The 12,209-nt window shown below is 69.4% G+C and carries 13 protein-coding genes; 8 read left to right on the top strand and 5 right to left on the bottom strand.

The window, feature by feature from the left end:
• Positions 1-11: 11 nt before the first annotated feature.
• Entirely contained in the window at positions 12-1,148 is a 1,137-nt protein-coding gene (locus ACFXJL_RS09005; RefSeq protein ID WP_384690603.1) for a hypothetical protein, read from the bottom strand.
• Positions 1,149-1,465: 317 nt separating this feature from the next.
• Here ACFXJL_RS09005 and ACFXJL_RS09000 point away from each other — a divergent pair, with 317 nt between their 5' ends.
• The 4 genes from ACFXJL_RS09000 (at position 1,466) to ACFXJL_RS08985 (ending at position 6,111) form a co-directional block, all read left to right on the top strand.
• Positions 1,466-1,972, top strand: coding sequence for a hypothetical protein (locus ACFXJL_RS09000; protein ID WP_384690600.1), 507 nt, complete (start codon positions 1,466-1,468; stop codon positions 1,970-1,972).
• 241 nt (positions 1,973-2,213) lie between these two features.
• Positions 2,214-4,298, top strand: a complete 2,085-nt coding sequence (locus tag ACFXJL_RS08995) for a restriction endonuclease (RefSeq protein WP_384690597.1) — start codon at positions 2,214-2,216, stop codon at positions 4,296-4,298.
• 270 nt (positions 4,299-4,568) lie between these two features.
• Positions 4,569-5,417 (top strand): MerR family transcriptional regulator, encoded by an 849-nt coding sequence (locus tag ACFXJL_RS08990; protein WP_384690594.1) that lies wholly within the window; start codon positions 4,569-4,571, stop codon positions 5,415-5,417.
• Positions 5,418-5,469: 52 nt separating this feature from the next.
• Positions 5,470-6,111, top strand: a complete 642-nt coding sequence (locus ACFXJL_RS08985; RefSeq protein WP_384690591.1) for an MFS transporter — start codon at positions 5,470-5,472, stop codon at positions 6,109-6,111.
• 7 nt (positions 6,112-6,118) lie between these two features.
• On the opposite strand, the gene ACFXJL_RS08980 is transcribed toward ACFXJL_RS08985, so the two are convergent.
• Complete coding sequence (locus ACFXJL_RS08980) at positions 6,119-6,934, bottom strand: NAD(P)H-binding protein (RefSeq protein WP_384690588.1); 816 nt, start codon at positions 6,932-6,934, stop codon at positions 6,119-6,121.
• Between the two features lie 83 nt (positions 6,935-7,017).
• Between ACFXJL_RS08980 and ACFXJL_RS08975 the strand changes: the two genes are divergently transcribed.
• The 3 genes from ACFXJL_RS08975 (at position 7,018) to ACFXJL_RS08965 (ending at position 8,476) form a co-directional block, all read left to right on the top strand.
• On the top strand, positions 7,018-7,431 hold the full coding sequence (locus tag ACFXJL_RS08975) for a helix-turn-helix domain-containing protein (protein ID WP_358877476.1): 414 nt from the start codon (positions 7,018-7,020) through the stop codon (positions 7,429-7,431).
• A gap of 72 nt (positions 7,432-7,503) precedes the next feature.
• Positions 7,504-7,896, top strand: coding sequence for a hypothetical protein (locus tag ACFXJL_RS08970; protein ID WP_384690585.1), 393 nt, complete (start codon positions 7,504-7,506; stop codon positions 7,894-7,896).
• A 121-nt stretch (positions 7,897-8,017) separates the two neighbouring features.
• Positions 8,018-8,476, top strand: coding sequence for a hypothetical protein (locus ACFXJL_RS08965; RefSeq protein ID WP_384690582.1), 459 nt, complete (start codon positions 8,018-8,020; stop codon positions 8,474-8,476).
• Positions 8,477-8,516: 40 nt separating this feature from the next.
• On the opposite strand, the gene ACFXJL_RS08960 is transcribed toward ACFXJL_RS08965, so the two are convergent.
• The 3 genes from ACFXJL_RS08960 to ACFXJL_RS08950 all read right to left on the bottom strand — a co-directional run bounded on the left by ACFXJL_RS08960 (position 8,517) and on the right by ACFXJL_RS08950 (position 10,363).
• Positions 8,517-8,747, bottom strand: a complete 231-nt coding sequence (locus tag ACFXJL_RS08960; RefSeq protein WP_358877473.1) for a hypothetical protein — start codon at positions 8,745-8,747, stop codon at positions 8,517-8,519.
• Positions 8,748-8,867: 120 nt separating this feature from the next.
• Positions 8,868-9,647 (bottom strand): phosphatase, encoded by a 780-nt coding sequence (locus tag ACFXJL_RS08955; RefSeq protein ID WP_384632074.1) that lies wholly within the window; start codon positions 9,645-9,647, stop codon positions 8,868-8,870.
• 122 nt (positions 9,648-9,769) lie between these two features.
• On the bottom strand, positions 9,770-10,363 hold the full coding sequence (locus tag ACFXJL_RS08950) for a TetR/AcrR family transcriptional regulator (protein WP_358877471.1): 594 nt from the start codon (positions 10,361-10,363) through the stop codon (positions 9,770-9,772).
• Between the two features lie 176 nt (positions 10,364-10,539).
• Between ACFXJL_RS08950 and ACFXJL_RS08945 the strand changes: the two genes are divergently transcribed.
• On the top strand, positions 10,540-12,156 hold the full coding sequence (locus ACFXJL_RS08945; protein WP_384690577.1) for a carboxyl transferase domain-containing protein: 1,617 nt from the start codon (positions 10,540-10,542) through the stop codon (positions 12,154-12,156).
• The last annotated feature ends 53 nt before the right edge of the window (positions 12,157-12,209 follow it).

Below are 12,209 nucleotides of genomic sequence, written 5' to 3'. Positions count from 1 at the left end.
CACGGCCTTCGCTACTGTTCGGAGGCCAGGCGCCACTCTTGCCTGCGGGCGCGGTCCACATCACGCAGGCGGGTCGCCAGACCGACGAACTCATTTCTGACGTCCTGTGCGTCGCGACCTTCGAGCAATGCCTCCGCCAGGCGGGTCACCGGAATGGTGACGAGCACTCCGTACCGGGCGAAGTACAGGGCGATGTTGCGGATGCGGTAGGTGTCGGCCGTGTCGAGCCAGGCGTACGCGAGTAGGTTCCAAATGCGGCGTCGCACCCGGCTGTTGGCGGTGAAGTGAGCCAGTGAGACGACCTCCATCAGGGTCGAGCCTTCGGGGCCGTCGAGCAGGAAGGTGTTGTCGTCCCAGTGGTCGAAGATGACGGGGGCCGTGATGCCCCAGGGCATGCCCGGAGGAGGGTCGCCCGCGAGGCGGCGCATCTGCTCCAGTGCGCCTGAGGTCCGTAGGCGTTGTGTCAGTGCCAGTGGGTCGGCGATCTCGTCGTCGCTGGCGCCCCGGTGTATGTCCTCAACGCTCGGCACGTCATCGCGGAACACCCTGAACAGCGGGCTGTCGATGCTGTTGTTGCGGTAGGCGTACTGGAACGAGCCGAGGATCCAGCACAACCTGGCCAAGCCGCGCTCGGGGCCCGGTTCGCCGAGCTGCCCCAGGGTGGAGTGCTCGTGGAAGTAGGCGCGCATCCGGTCGAACAGTTGGCTGAGTACCTCTTCGTCCGGTCGGCCCGGACGCGAGTGGTCACGGTGTCTCTGTTCCTGGGCGGCCACCACCACGCCCACCGACGCACCCGCGTCGCGTGCCGCTCGTAGGTCGACCCAGCCGCTCAGTGTGGGACGCAGGTCCACGGCCCGTTCACGTCGATCGCCCGTCAGAGACCCGTGCGTCGGGTACTGGGCCGCCTCGGCATCGGCCCATGAGCGGGGGACGAGTCCCGCTCTGACCAGGCCGAGCAACGCCGAGTAGGGAGGTGCGAACTGGATCAGGTGCGCCATGCGATGGGAGAAGGCGCGTCCGGCCTGGCTCCAGTGGAGTTGGGAGACAGGACCTTCGGGGCGGGTGACCTCACCCTCGCGGACCTGTTGGACCAGATATCGTGCCACCTCCGCCGACCCGGTCAGTCGGGTCTCGCACCAATCGCCCAATTCGCCATGATAGAGATGTGAGGTAACCGACACGCGGCAATTGTACGGTGATGCCCCCTTGCTCCGGAGGGCGTTCTGCAACACAACTACCCAGTGCCGTACGGAAGTTACCGCGAAGCAGTGCGGCAAGGTGCCTCTTCTGGAGCAGGCGGCGATCGTTCGCGTAGAGGGCCCGTCGTGGCAACCGGCGCGCACCCCGACCGTCGTCTTCGGAACCCTGCGCCCCGGGCGGCCCGGACCTGCGTCACCGTACGGTGATCGCCGCAGGCAGGATGGTGCCGTGGCGGGTGTCGCCACGCAATTGTTGGGGGCCCCGCATGGCTGAGCACTATCCGTACCGGATCATCACCAAGAGTGGGGACCTCTTCGTCGTCTGGCAGCCCGGAACGGGCGACGACCCCAATGAGTTCGCCGTCGACGAGCACGGGCGGCTGCTGGTGTTCGAAGACCTCCAGTCCCTGGAAGAGCAGGGCGAGCGCAGCAGATGGACGCTGATCAGCGAGGAGGACGACTCGCTCGATCTGTCCCTCGTACGGGAGTGGGTCTGGCAACCGCGGCTTAGCTCGGCGCCCCCCGGGCTGTTGCTGGATGCGTGGAACTTCCTCGAAGACCTCTCCCACACGCTGGAGGACCGCTCGTCGCTGCCCGCGCAGGGACCGGTGCACGACAGTGCGTACGAGAAGTTCTACGAGGGCGATCCACTGGCGTCGGACGACAGCGAGGAAGCCTGGACGGACGAGGAGACCGCGGCGGTGAATGAACTCCTGCGGGCGGGGCTGGACCTGTGGGAGCAGGCGGTCTCTGTGTCCGGGACGCGCGGGTAGCGCCTCGTAGCACATGGGTGGTGGGGCGGTGGGCCCACCGATCCGTCCCGCACCCACACTGCCGCGTGCAGTTGGTCCGCGGCACGCGGCGGACACCGCGATCTCGGGAATCCAGGTCCGACACGCGCGCTTCCCCCGGCGAGGTCAGCGAAAACAGCGCTATTGCCCGTCAGGTTCGAGAGACTGACGTTTTCATATGTCTTGGGGGGCTGAGTGGCCCTGTGGGGAGGCGAGGGGCGAGATGAGTCGTCGCTCTAGCGGGTTGATCGGAGCCTGGGCAGAGGCGCAGAGGCGGCAGCAGCGGGAAGCGGAGGCCCACTACCGCGCCACGATTCGAGCGCAGCGCGAGCAGGAGCGCCAACAGCGCCTCTACCAGCGGGACATGGCCCGGATGCACCGGGAGCAGCAGGCCGCCTACAAGCAGCGCCGGGAGGCGGATGCGAGGGCGCGGACGGCCGAGTTGGAGGCGCGGGTCGCGGAGCTGACCGGTCTGCTGGCCACCGGATGTCGGGGGGAGGCGTTCCGTACCGCGATGCTGACCCGTCAGGAGGAGATCGAGCCCTTCTCACCGGGCCAGTTGGTGCATCCTGTGCCGATGCCGGATCCCAACAACTACCGTGCGCAGGGCGGCTGGACGGCGTCCCGGCGGGCCGCGGCCGAGCAGGAGGCGCAGACGCGCTACCGGCACGACCTGGGGTTGGCCCAGGCCGCGGAGTCCCAGCGGGTGCGGCAGTTGGCGGAGTACCGGAGCCAGTACGACGCCTGGGCCCGGGCGCGCCGCACGGAGATCCAGCAGCACAACGACGGTATCGCCGGAATGGTGAACGCGCTCCGCGCCGGGGACCCGGAGACGGTGGTGGAGTACTTCTCGGCCGCGCTGTACGCGTCGACGACCTGGCCCGAGGGGTTGCCGCGGCAGGTGGTGGCGGCCTTCGACCGGGCGGCCCGGCAGTTGGTGCTGAACTGGGAACTGCCCGGCTTCGATGTGGTGCCCGAGGCCAAGTCGGTTCGCTATGTGGTCTCCTCGGACCAGGAGAAGGAGAGCCCCCGACCGTTGGGACAGCGCAGGGCGCTCTACCGGGACGTGGTCGCACAGTGTGTGCTGCTGGCCCTTCGGGACCTCTTCGCGGCGGACGAGTTCGGGGTGTTGGATTCGGTGGCGCTCAACGGGTTCGTCGATGACGTGGACCCGGCGACCGGGCAGCGCAAGGACATCGTGCTGAGCACGGTGTCGGTGTCGCGGGGTGACTTCGGTCGGCTGAACCTGGGGCAGGTGGGTGCGGTCGAGTGTCTGGAGGGGATGCGGGGGCAACTGTCCGCCAAGCCCGACCAGCGGGTGGCGGTACGGCCGGGGCGGGTGCCCGAGGACGTCGGCGGCGGGGTCGTGTCCCACGGCGGCGGCGACGAGGAGCCGGATCTGTTGGAGATGGACCCGGTGGGCTTTGAAGGGCTGGTCGCCGAGTTGTTCCGGGCCCGCGGCATGCAGGCCGTCACCACCCAGCGGTCCAACGACGGCGGTGTCGACGTGGAGGCGTACGATCCGGACCCGATCAGCGGCGGCCGGATCATCGTGCAGGTCAAGCGGTACCGCAACACCGTGCCGCCGAGTGCCGTGCGGGACCTCTACGGGACGGTGCAGGGCTCGGGCGCCAACAAGGGCGTGCTGGTGACCACGTCCGGGTTCGGGCCGGGCTCGTACACCTTCGCCAACGGCAAGCCGTTGACCCTGGTGACCGGGGAGGAGTTGGTGGACCTCCTGGGCCGGCACGGACTGCGCGGACGGCTCGGTACGGGAACGGTGCCGACCCAGCGGACGGCTCCGCCCGCGGCGCAGGAGGAGGAAGCCAATCTGCTGGGGATGACCTGGGCGGGCTCGGTGGCGCTGGACGTGTGTGCGCTGGTGTGTCGCGGTAGCCGGGTGTTGAGCGATGACCACTTCGTCTTCTTCAACAACGAGCGGACTCCGGACGGATCCGTTCGGTCGGTGGCGGCGACCGCGACCGGGGACAAGGCGGCCCTGCGGGTGGCGTTCGACGATCTGCCGGCGCAGGCCGACCGGCTGGTGATCGCGGCGGCCGTGGACCCCGAGGTGAATCCCAGGGCCGACCTTGCGGGATTCACCCGGGCGGGGATCGTACTGCGGGATGTGGCGGGCCAGGAGTTGGACCGGCTGACGGTGTCGGACGGACGACCGGGAGAGACCGCGCTGGTCCTCGGTTCGTTCCGTCGGCGCGCGGGCGGCGACTGGGAGTTCGTGGTGGGCGGCAAGGGCTATCCGGGCGGCCTGGAGGCACTCGTACAGGACCATGGCATCGACGTGGCCTAGCTGTGGGCTACTCAGCGAGGAGGTTGGGGTGTTCGCTCCGCGGGGAGCGGGCGGGCACCCCGTCGTGGGGATCGTGGCGGTGAGGTGCGGATCGACATCCGGATCGGCATCCCGCGGCGAGCTCCGTCGGCCCGGGGCGCACAGTACGCCCATAGCTCCCCGAGCACCCGCCCCCGTTGTCGATACCATCAACACCAACCTTGATTGCCAAATTAAGCTTTTCCGATGTCCAGCTGCATAAATGAACGAGAACCTTCAAGAGGGAAACGGATGGGCAAGCGGGGACTACGGCCGGTTGATCTGGCGCGCGAACACGGACTGTCCACCCAGGCGGTCCGGAACTACGAGGACGAAGGCATCCTGCCGCCGGCCGAACGCACCGCACACGGCTATCGGATCTACACCCGACTGCATGCCCAGGCCCTGCGTACCTTCATCGCCCTCATCCCCGGCCACGGCCATCAGCAGGCCGCCCAGATCCTGCGGGAACTCAACGACGGTGACCTCGATGCGGCCCTCACCCTGGTCGACGACACCCACGGCCAACTCCGCCAGGACCGTGCGACGCTCGCCGCGGTGGAAGCCGCCCTGGTCGACCTGACCTCGACCGATCCCGCCCCACAACACGGCCCAGGGCACGGCCCACAACACGGCCCAGGACACGGTCCACAGCACAGCCCAGGACACGGCCCCGGACACAGCCGCAAACGCGGCCCCGAGGGCACGGACAGCTTCATCGGTCCGCTCGCCCGGCAGTTGAGCGTCCGGCCGGCGACCCTACGGGCCTGGGAGTGGGTGGGGCTGGTCCGCCCGAGCCGGGACCGGGCCACCGGCTACCGCACCTACACGGCGTCCGATGTGCGCGATGCCCACCTCGTACGGCAACTGCGCCGCGGAGGCTATCCGCTGGAGCACATCGCACCCCTGCTGGAGCAGGTGCGCAACGCCGGTGGTGTGGAAGCCCTGGAGGCCGCCCTTCACGACTGGCACGAGCGGCTCACCCGGCGTCGGCTGGCGCTGCTCACCTCCGCGGCCGAACTCTCCGCCTATGTCGAACTCGCGGGACCGTTCCCGGGCTCACCGCCCGGGCGGGCACCCGACGAGGAACCGAACACCTGAACAACCACGTCCCCAGGCGTAGCGCCGTCGTCCACCGCGGGAGGGGCTCCGGATGTGGTTGGCCGTTCTGGGGCTGATCTTCGCCGCCGTACCACCGATCGCCTGGTGGCGGCTGGCGCGTACCCGGCTGATCGGATGGGCAGTCGCCGTACCCCTGCTCATGGGTGCCGCGGTGCTGGTCGCCGTCCAACACGGCTGGGTCATCGGCCTCCGCGCCGATGCCCATCTCGTCTACGCGGTCGCCGGCACCGCGCTCATCGTCTGCGGATGCGCCTGGGAGCACCATCAGGAGGGGCCCGGATCGAGGGCTTGGGCCCATCGCCGCAACGGGGCGATCGGCCTGCTGGGAACCCTGCTCGCCGTCACCGGTGCGGGCTCCTTGTTGTACGCCCTGCTGATGACCGAGGCGTCCATGCCATCGGCGCGGGCCGTGCCCCCACTCCCCGCGGGCCTCACCGTGCTGTCCGAGACGAGCAGCTGCGGCTCGGGGAACTGCTATCGGCTGTTGGAGATCGGCAGTACGAACGGGCTCTCCCGGGACGAGATCGTCCGCACCCTTGATCGGCCGCGGGAAACCTGCCGCCCCAACGGCTGGCTACTGGACCGGCGCGACCTCTGCATCGGGGTGGACGACTCAGAGGATCCCCGGGGCCGAGTGCTCCTCTATGTGACCCTCAGCAATCTGCTGGACTGATCGGGCGCTACCCGGCGACCGCGGCGGACAGCGGGCAGAGCGGCGCCCGACCCAGCAGCTCCCGTAGCTCGCCGCCGGTGTCCGCGAGCATTCCGGCGGCGATGGCCGAGTAGGTGCCCACGAGCATCGGCACCTGGAACGGTTCGACGGCGGATGCGGCGATGACGGCGCGGGCCTCGGCGAGCGTCGTCGGCGCATAGCTGATGTGCGGGCCGTGGGCAGCGGCCAGTTGGGCGCCGCTCACAGCACGTTCACCGACGAGTTCATGGGTCCTTCCCACGTGTGCCGACGCGTTCACCACCACCTTGGCCGCCGCTTCGGCGAGGTCGGCCCGGGCGACGGCGGCCAGTGCTCCCGTACCGAGCGGAGCGGTGATCCGTCCGTCCGGGGACGGTGTCGCGAGGGCGCCCAGTAGTTCGGCGTACAGACCGTTGCGCAGGATGGTCCAGTCCATGCCGCTCTCCCGCAGCCGGCGTTCGGTCCAGCGATGGGGCAGCGCGTACGGAAGGTGGTCGCCCGCGGCCGTCAGACTCGTGTAGACCACATGTCCCACGCCGGCCTTCTCGGCGGCGTCGATCGCTGCGCCGTGGCGGGCCAGGACGGTGTCGTCCTCGCCGAAGCCGGCCGAGACCATCAGCAGGACGTCCACCCCGGCGAAGCCCCGGGCCAGGGAGTCCTCGTCGTCGAAGTCGATGCGGCGGACCGGTAGGGCGGTCGCGGTCCGGGCGGGATCGCGGGTGCCGAGTACCGTGTCACACCGGCCCGCCAACTGCCCCGCCACCAGGGCGCCCAGAGCTCCGTTGGCACCAGTGACCAAGATCATTGCTTCTCCGTTGGTTGGAGGTTCTCTTCAGTAACCTGGAACATCCTGCGTGGATGTTCGAGGGAACATAAGGAGGCACTTCGATGTCAGTGGGGCACACGGAGGTAACCGGCGAACCGGTGGTCAGCTGCGGCGACGAGCACGAGGACTGCGGAATCCGCGATGTCCTCGACCGCATCGGGGACAAGTGGTCGGTCCTCGCCGTGGTGGAGCTTGCCCAGGGCGTACGACGCTTCCGACAGCTCCAACGTGCCGTACCCGGCATCTCCCAACGGATGCTGACCCTCACCCTGCGACGGTTGGAGCGGGACGGATTGGTGACCCGCACGGTGTATCCGACGGTCCCCGCGCAGGTGGAGTACGCGCTCACCGCGACCGGCCACAGCCTCACCCATCTGGTGAAGGCCCTCGCGGACTGGTCGGCGCAGCACCAGGATGCCATCGCGCTCTCACGCCGGGAGTGGGACGCACAGCACCCCGAATCCACCATTCGATAGGCCGTGCCCGGGCCAGGGATTCGGTGGCAGTGCGACAGTCCTCGGCCAGTGGACACGGCCTAGGATCGGCGGATGCATCGGATATGGGTGGGGGCGGCGATCAACGCCGTGGCCGTGGCCGTCCTCGGGTGGGCGGCGGCCGGTGCGGTGGAGTTGGGCTGTGGAACCTCCCTGCCCAACGAGTGCACCGTGCCGGACGGGGGCCACGGGTACTTCGCGGCCGTGATGATCTCCTTCCTCGTCCTGTGCACCAGCTTCCACCGCAAGGGATACGCCCGAGACTGGAAAGGCATGTTGGGGCTGACGGTCGGGGCACCGGTCGGCATCGTGGCCGCCCTCGCCCAGGGCACGTCACAGGGGTTCCTCCTGCTCTGCGCGGCCCTGGCCTTCGTCGGTACGTTCATCCCCTGGGCAGCGTGGCGGCACCAGGTCGGTGAGCATCGACGGGCGGATCAGGACATCTGATCGCCGGGGCCGCGATCACCCTGCCGGGCACCACACGAGGGCCCTGGCGGTGCACGGGCCCCAGGAGACCTGAGAGCCCCGGGTGGTACACGAGTCCCGGGCAGTACGAGAGGACGGATGCATGGCGCTGGACCCCACACTCCTCGTGACCCGGCTGTTCGAGCAGATCGCCGCGGAGAACTTCGACTTCACGGTCACGGCGAGCGACAGCGAGGACGAGTCCCGGTGGCTGCAACTGCGGGGGAACTCGATCAACCTCCCTTACCCGTACGCCGATGAGCCCCAGGGAGTGCTCTCGGCGTTCGATGTGTTCGGGAGCCTGTGGTGGTCCGTGGAGAGTTGGCAGCCGAACGGGTACGTGACCATCGACTGGGGGCCGCCGGCGACCGGCCCATTGCCCTTGAACGAGAACGAGAACGAGAACAACAACGGCAACGGCAACGGCACCGGCACCGGCACCAACGAGTACGACGACGAACAGGACGAGAAGGCCATTCTCGCGACCGTGGTCGGCCGATTGGCGATGAACTACCTTCGGCTGCCGATCGACTCCCGGCGTTGGACGGTCGAGGAGGGCTGAGCCACCGGGTGCGCGGGCTCATCGGGGGGCATCGGGGGGCTCACCGGGGCCGTTTCGCAAAGCCCGCCCGGTAGCGCTCCAGCACGCCGATGAGCAGACCGGCCACGGCCGTCAGACCGAACAAGGCGGACTCGTCGGCGCTGGCGAGGTCGTCGTTCATGATGCGGAACGCCACCAGCACGACGACCAGCGCGAACAGCCCGAGTTGCACCCTGCGCAGGGCCCTGGCACGTCGGAAGCGGTCGTCGGGCTCGCTCTGGCCTCGGTGCACCGGGTCTCCTTCCACGGGTTCCGTACCGCGATTCCGTACCGCGACCGTACGGGAGGGCGGCCGGGCCGTGGGCACCGAGACCGTCCGATGCCACACTCCCGTCACAGCACCCCCGTGCGCCTACAACAGTCCGGCGGCGTTCAGCAGGTAGTCGGCCATCGGGTCGTAGAACCGCGGGTCCATCACATGGTCGTCGAGCGGGATCGTCACCTGAAGGGTGCCCTCCGCCTCGCCGATGAAGAGGGCGGGGTCGTTGCAGTCGGCGTACCCCACCGCGTCGAGCCCTCGTTGACCCGCGCAGCCAGCCCAGCCGTGGTCCGCCACGACCAGATCGGGCTGGGGTCTGCCCTCGTACTCCAACGCGTCCAAGATGGCGGCCATCGGCGCGGGCGAGTGGGTGTGCCAGAGCGTCGCCCCGCTCTCGAACATGGCCACGTCGGCGAACTGGAACACCATGCCCTCGTCCGCCCGCACTCCCCCGGGGATGCGCACGATCTCGCAGCCGGCGGCCCGCAGGGCGTCCGCGGTCTGCCGGTGGACATCGAGCAGACCGCCGGGGTGGCCGGTGGCGAAGAGCACCCGCTCCCGGCCGGCCGCGGCCTTGCGGAGCCGAGCGGCGAAGCGGTCGAGTGCGTCGACGGTGAGCTGCGGGTCGATGGTGTCCTGTCCGCTGCGGTGCTCGGGGTCGTCGTTGACCCCGCACCGCTCGGCCATCACCGCGAGGACGTCCTGCTCGTCCGTCCAGCGGTCACCGAGTTCCAGTCCGAGCCAGTAGTGGCGATCGCCGTTGGCAAGGAGACGGTAGTGGGAGAGGTTGTTGTCGCGGGGGGTCGCGACGTTCCCTGCGATACGGGTGCGGACGAGGTGTTCGACGAGGGCGGCACGGCTCGGTATCGACATGGACCCATTGTGCCGTCAGACCCCGGATGACACGCCCCCATGGCTGCGGCTGGGGCATTGATCACTGTGCAGGTGACCCGCGGCCCGTCGGTCGGAAAGCCCAGGACACCGGAGGGCACCCCTCAGGGCGTGAGGGCGGCGAAGGCTCCGTGCGCCAGGCGGCGCAGCAGCGATTCCGTCGCGGCCCGCCCCAGGAGCCCGTCACCGTACGACCCGAGGTGCGGGGTGGAGTTCAGCAGGCCGAACACGGCGTGGACGGCGGCCCTGGCCTCGGCCTCCTCGATCTGCGGGTGCAGTTCCCGTACGGCCGCCACCCAGAGCTCCACGTACTGCCGCTGGAGCTGGCGCACCAACTTGCGGTCGCGCTCCCGCAGTCGATCGAGCTCCCGGTCGTGGAGGGTGATCAGGGGGCGGTCGTCGAGGGCGAAGTCGATGTGGCCGTCGATGAGCGATGCGAGGAGCGCCTCCGCGTCGGTGGCCGACTCCTCGACCCGCAGCCGCCCACCGCTCAGGAGCCGCTCGCTGATGCCCACGAGGAGTTCGGCGAGCATGGCGTCCTTGCCCGCGAAGTGGCGGTAGAGGCCAGGGCCGCTGATGCCGACGGCCGCCCCTATCTCGTCGACGCCGACGCCATGGAAGCCGCGCTCCGCGAAGAGGCGGGCGGCTTCCTTGAGGATCTGCTCTCGGCGGGTCGTGGCATCCGTCCTGGTGCTCATGCATCAGATTCTAGACAACGCTGTTAGCGCTCGTTAACCTAAAGGAGTACGTTAACGCTCATTAACTGGATTTCCGCGGCACAACCCAACTGATTCGACATGATCCACTCGATTGAGGTCGAACGACGGCGTACCAGGCGTACGAGACCGTCGTCCGGGCAAGGGGGCTCGACACGATGCAGCAGGCACCCGTGCTGACCAGCACGGCAGACCCCTCCTCCGCGGCCTGGCAGGCCAACGAGGAGGCGCACCGGCAGCTGGTGGACACACTGCGTGACAAGCTGGCCGCCGCGCGGCTCGGCGGCGGGGAGAAGGCCCGGGCCCGACACACCGCCCGCGGCAAACTGCTCCCGCGCGAGCGCGTCGACACCCTGCTCGACCCCGGCTCCCCCTTCCTTGAGCTGGCCCCCCTCGCCGCCCACGGGATGTACGGCGACCAGGCCCCGGCAGCCGGAGTCATCGCCGGAATCGGGCGGGTCAGCGGGCGTGAGACCCTGATCGTCGCCAACGACGCGACCGTCAAGGGCGGCACCTACTACCCCATGACGGTGAAGAAGCACCTCCGCGCCCAGGAGATCGCCCTGGAGAACCGGTTGCCGTGCGTCTATCTCGTGGACTCCGGCGGGGCCTTCCTCCCCCTTCAGGACGAGGTCTTCCCCGACCGGGACCACTTCGGCCGGATCTTCTACAACCAGGCCAGGCTGTCCGGTGCGCGCATCCCCCAGATCGCCGCCGTCCTCGGCTCCTGCACGGCGGGCGGCGCCTATGTGCCCGCGATGAGCGACGAGGCCGTCATCGTCCGCAACCAGGGCACGATCTTCCTCGGCGGCCCGCCCCTGGTGAAGGCCGCCACCGGCGAGGTCGTGACGGCGGAGGAACTCGGCGGCGGTGAGGTCCACTCCCGTGTCTCCGGGGTCACCGACCACCTCGCCGAGGACGACGCCCACGCCCTGCGCATCGTCCGCAACATCGTCGCCACCCTGCCCGCCCGCGGCCCCCTGCCCTGGACGGTCACCGCCGCCGACGAACCCAAGGTCGACCCCGCCGGTCTGTACGGCGCGGTGCCCGTCGACTCCCGTACGCCCTACGACGTGCGCGAGGTGATCGCACGCGTCGTCGACGGCTCCCGGTTCGCCGAGTTCAAGTCTGAGTTCGGGCAGACGCTGGTCACCGGGTTCGCCCGCATCCACGGCCACCCCGTCGGCATCGTCGCCAACAACGGCATCCTGTTCGCCGAGTCCGCCCAGAAGGGCGCCCACTTCATCGAACTGTGCGACCAGCGCGGCATCCCGCTGCTCTTCCTCCAGAACATCTCCGGATTCATGGTCGGCCGGGACTACGAGGCGGGCGGCATCGCCAAGCACGGCGCCAAGATGGTCACCGCCGTCGCCTGCGCCCGCGTACCCAAACTGACCGTCGTCGTCGGCGGCTCCTACGGCGCGGGCAACTACTCGATGTGCGGCCGGGCCTACTCCCCCCGGTTCCTGTGGATGTGGCCCAACGCCAAGATCTCGGTCATGGGTGGGGAACAGGCCGCGTCCGTCCTCGCCACCGTCAAGCGGGACCAGTTGGAGGCGCGCGGCGAGGGCTGGGCCACCGAGGACGAGGAAGCCTTCAAGGCCCCGATCCGCGCCCAGTACGAGCAGCAGGGCAGCGCCTACTACGCCACGGCCCGGCTGTGGGACGACGGCGTGATCGACCCCATGGAGACCCGTCAGGTGTTGGGCCTCGCCCTCACCTCCTGTGCCAACGCGCCGCTGGGTGAGCCCGGCTTCGGCGTCTTCCGGATGTGAGGACACACCGTGACGATGCAGCACCCACGAAACCCGGCCGGGCCCACCGGCGC

This window comes from Streptomyces sp. NPDC059256, assembly GCF_042753785.1.
Lineage (GTDB): Bacteria > Actinomycetota > Actinomycetes > Streptomycetales > Streptomycetaceae > Streptomyces.
The sequence above is the reverse complement of the archived record's forward strand: the minus strand, read 5'-3'. Positions and strand labels throughout refer to the sequence as shown.

Bases quoted from the DNA above. Each gene is read 5' to 3' on its own strand.
- ACFXJL_RS08995 (WP_384690597.1), top strand. From the start codon at position 2,214: ATGAGTCGTCGCTCTAGCGGGTTGATCGGAGCCTGGGCAGAGGCGCAG.
- ACFXJL_RS09000 (WP_384690600.1), top strand. From the start codon at position 1,466: ATGGCTGAGCACTATCCGTACCGGATCATCACCAAGAGTGGGGACCTC.
- ACFXJL_RS08955 (WP_384632074.1), bottom strand. From the start codon at position 9,647: ATGTCGATACCGAGCCGTGCCGCCCTCGTCGAACACCTCGTCCGCACC.
- ACFXJL_RS08980 (WP_384690588.1), bottom strand. From the start codon at position 6,934: ATGATCTTGGTCACTGGTGCCAACGGAGCTCTGGGCGCCCTGGTGGCG.
- ACFXJL_RS08975 (WP_358877476.1), top strand. From the start codon at position 7,018: ATGTCAGTGGGGCACACGGAGGTAACCGGCGAACCGGTGGTCAGCTGC.
- ACFXJL_RS08950 (WP_358877471.1), bottom strand. From the start codon at position 10,363: ATGAGCACCAGGACGGATGCCACGACCCGCCGAGAGCAGATCCTCAAG.
- ACFXJL_RS08965 (WP_384690582.1), top strand. From the start codon at position 8,018: ATGGCGCTGGACCCCACACTCCTCGTGACCCGGCTGTTCGAGCAGATC.
- ACFXJL_RS08985 (WP_384690591.1), top strand. From the start codon at position 5,470: ATGTGGTTGGCCGTTCTGGGGCTGATCTTCGCCGCCGTACCACCGATC.
- ACFXJL_RS08970 (WP_384690585.1), top strand. From the start codon at position 7,504: ATGCATCGGATATGGGTGGGGGCGGCGATCAACGCCGTGGCCGTGGCC.
- ACFXJL_RS08945 (WP_384690577.1), top strand. From the start codon at position 10,540: ATGCAGCAGGCACCCGTGCTGACCAGCACGGCAGACCCCTCCTCCGCG.
- ACFXJL_RS08990 (WP_384690594.1), top strand. From the start codon at position 4,569: ATGGGCAAGCGGGGACTACGGCCGGTTGATCTGGCGCGCGAACACGGA.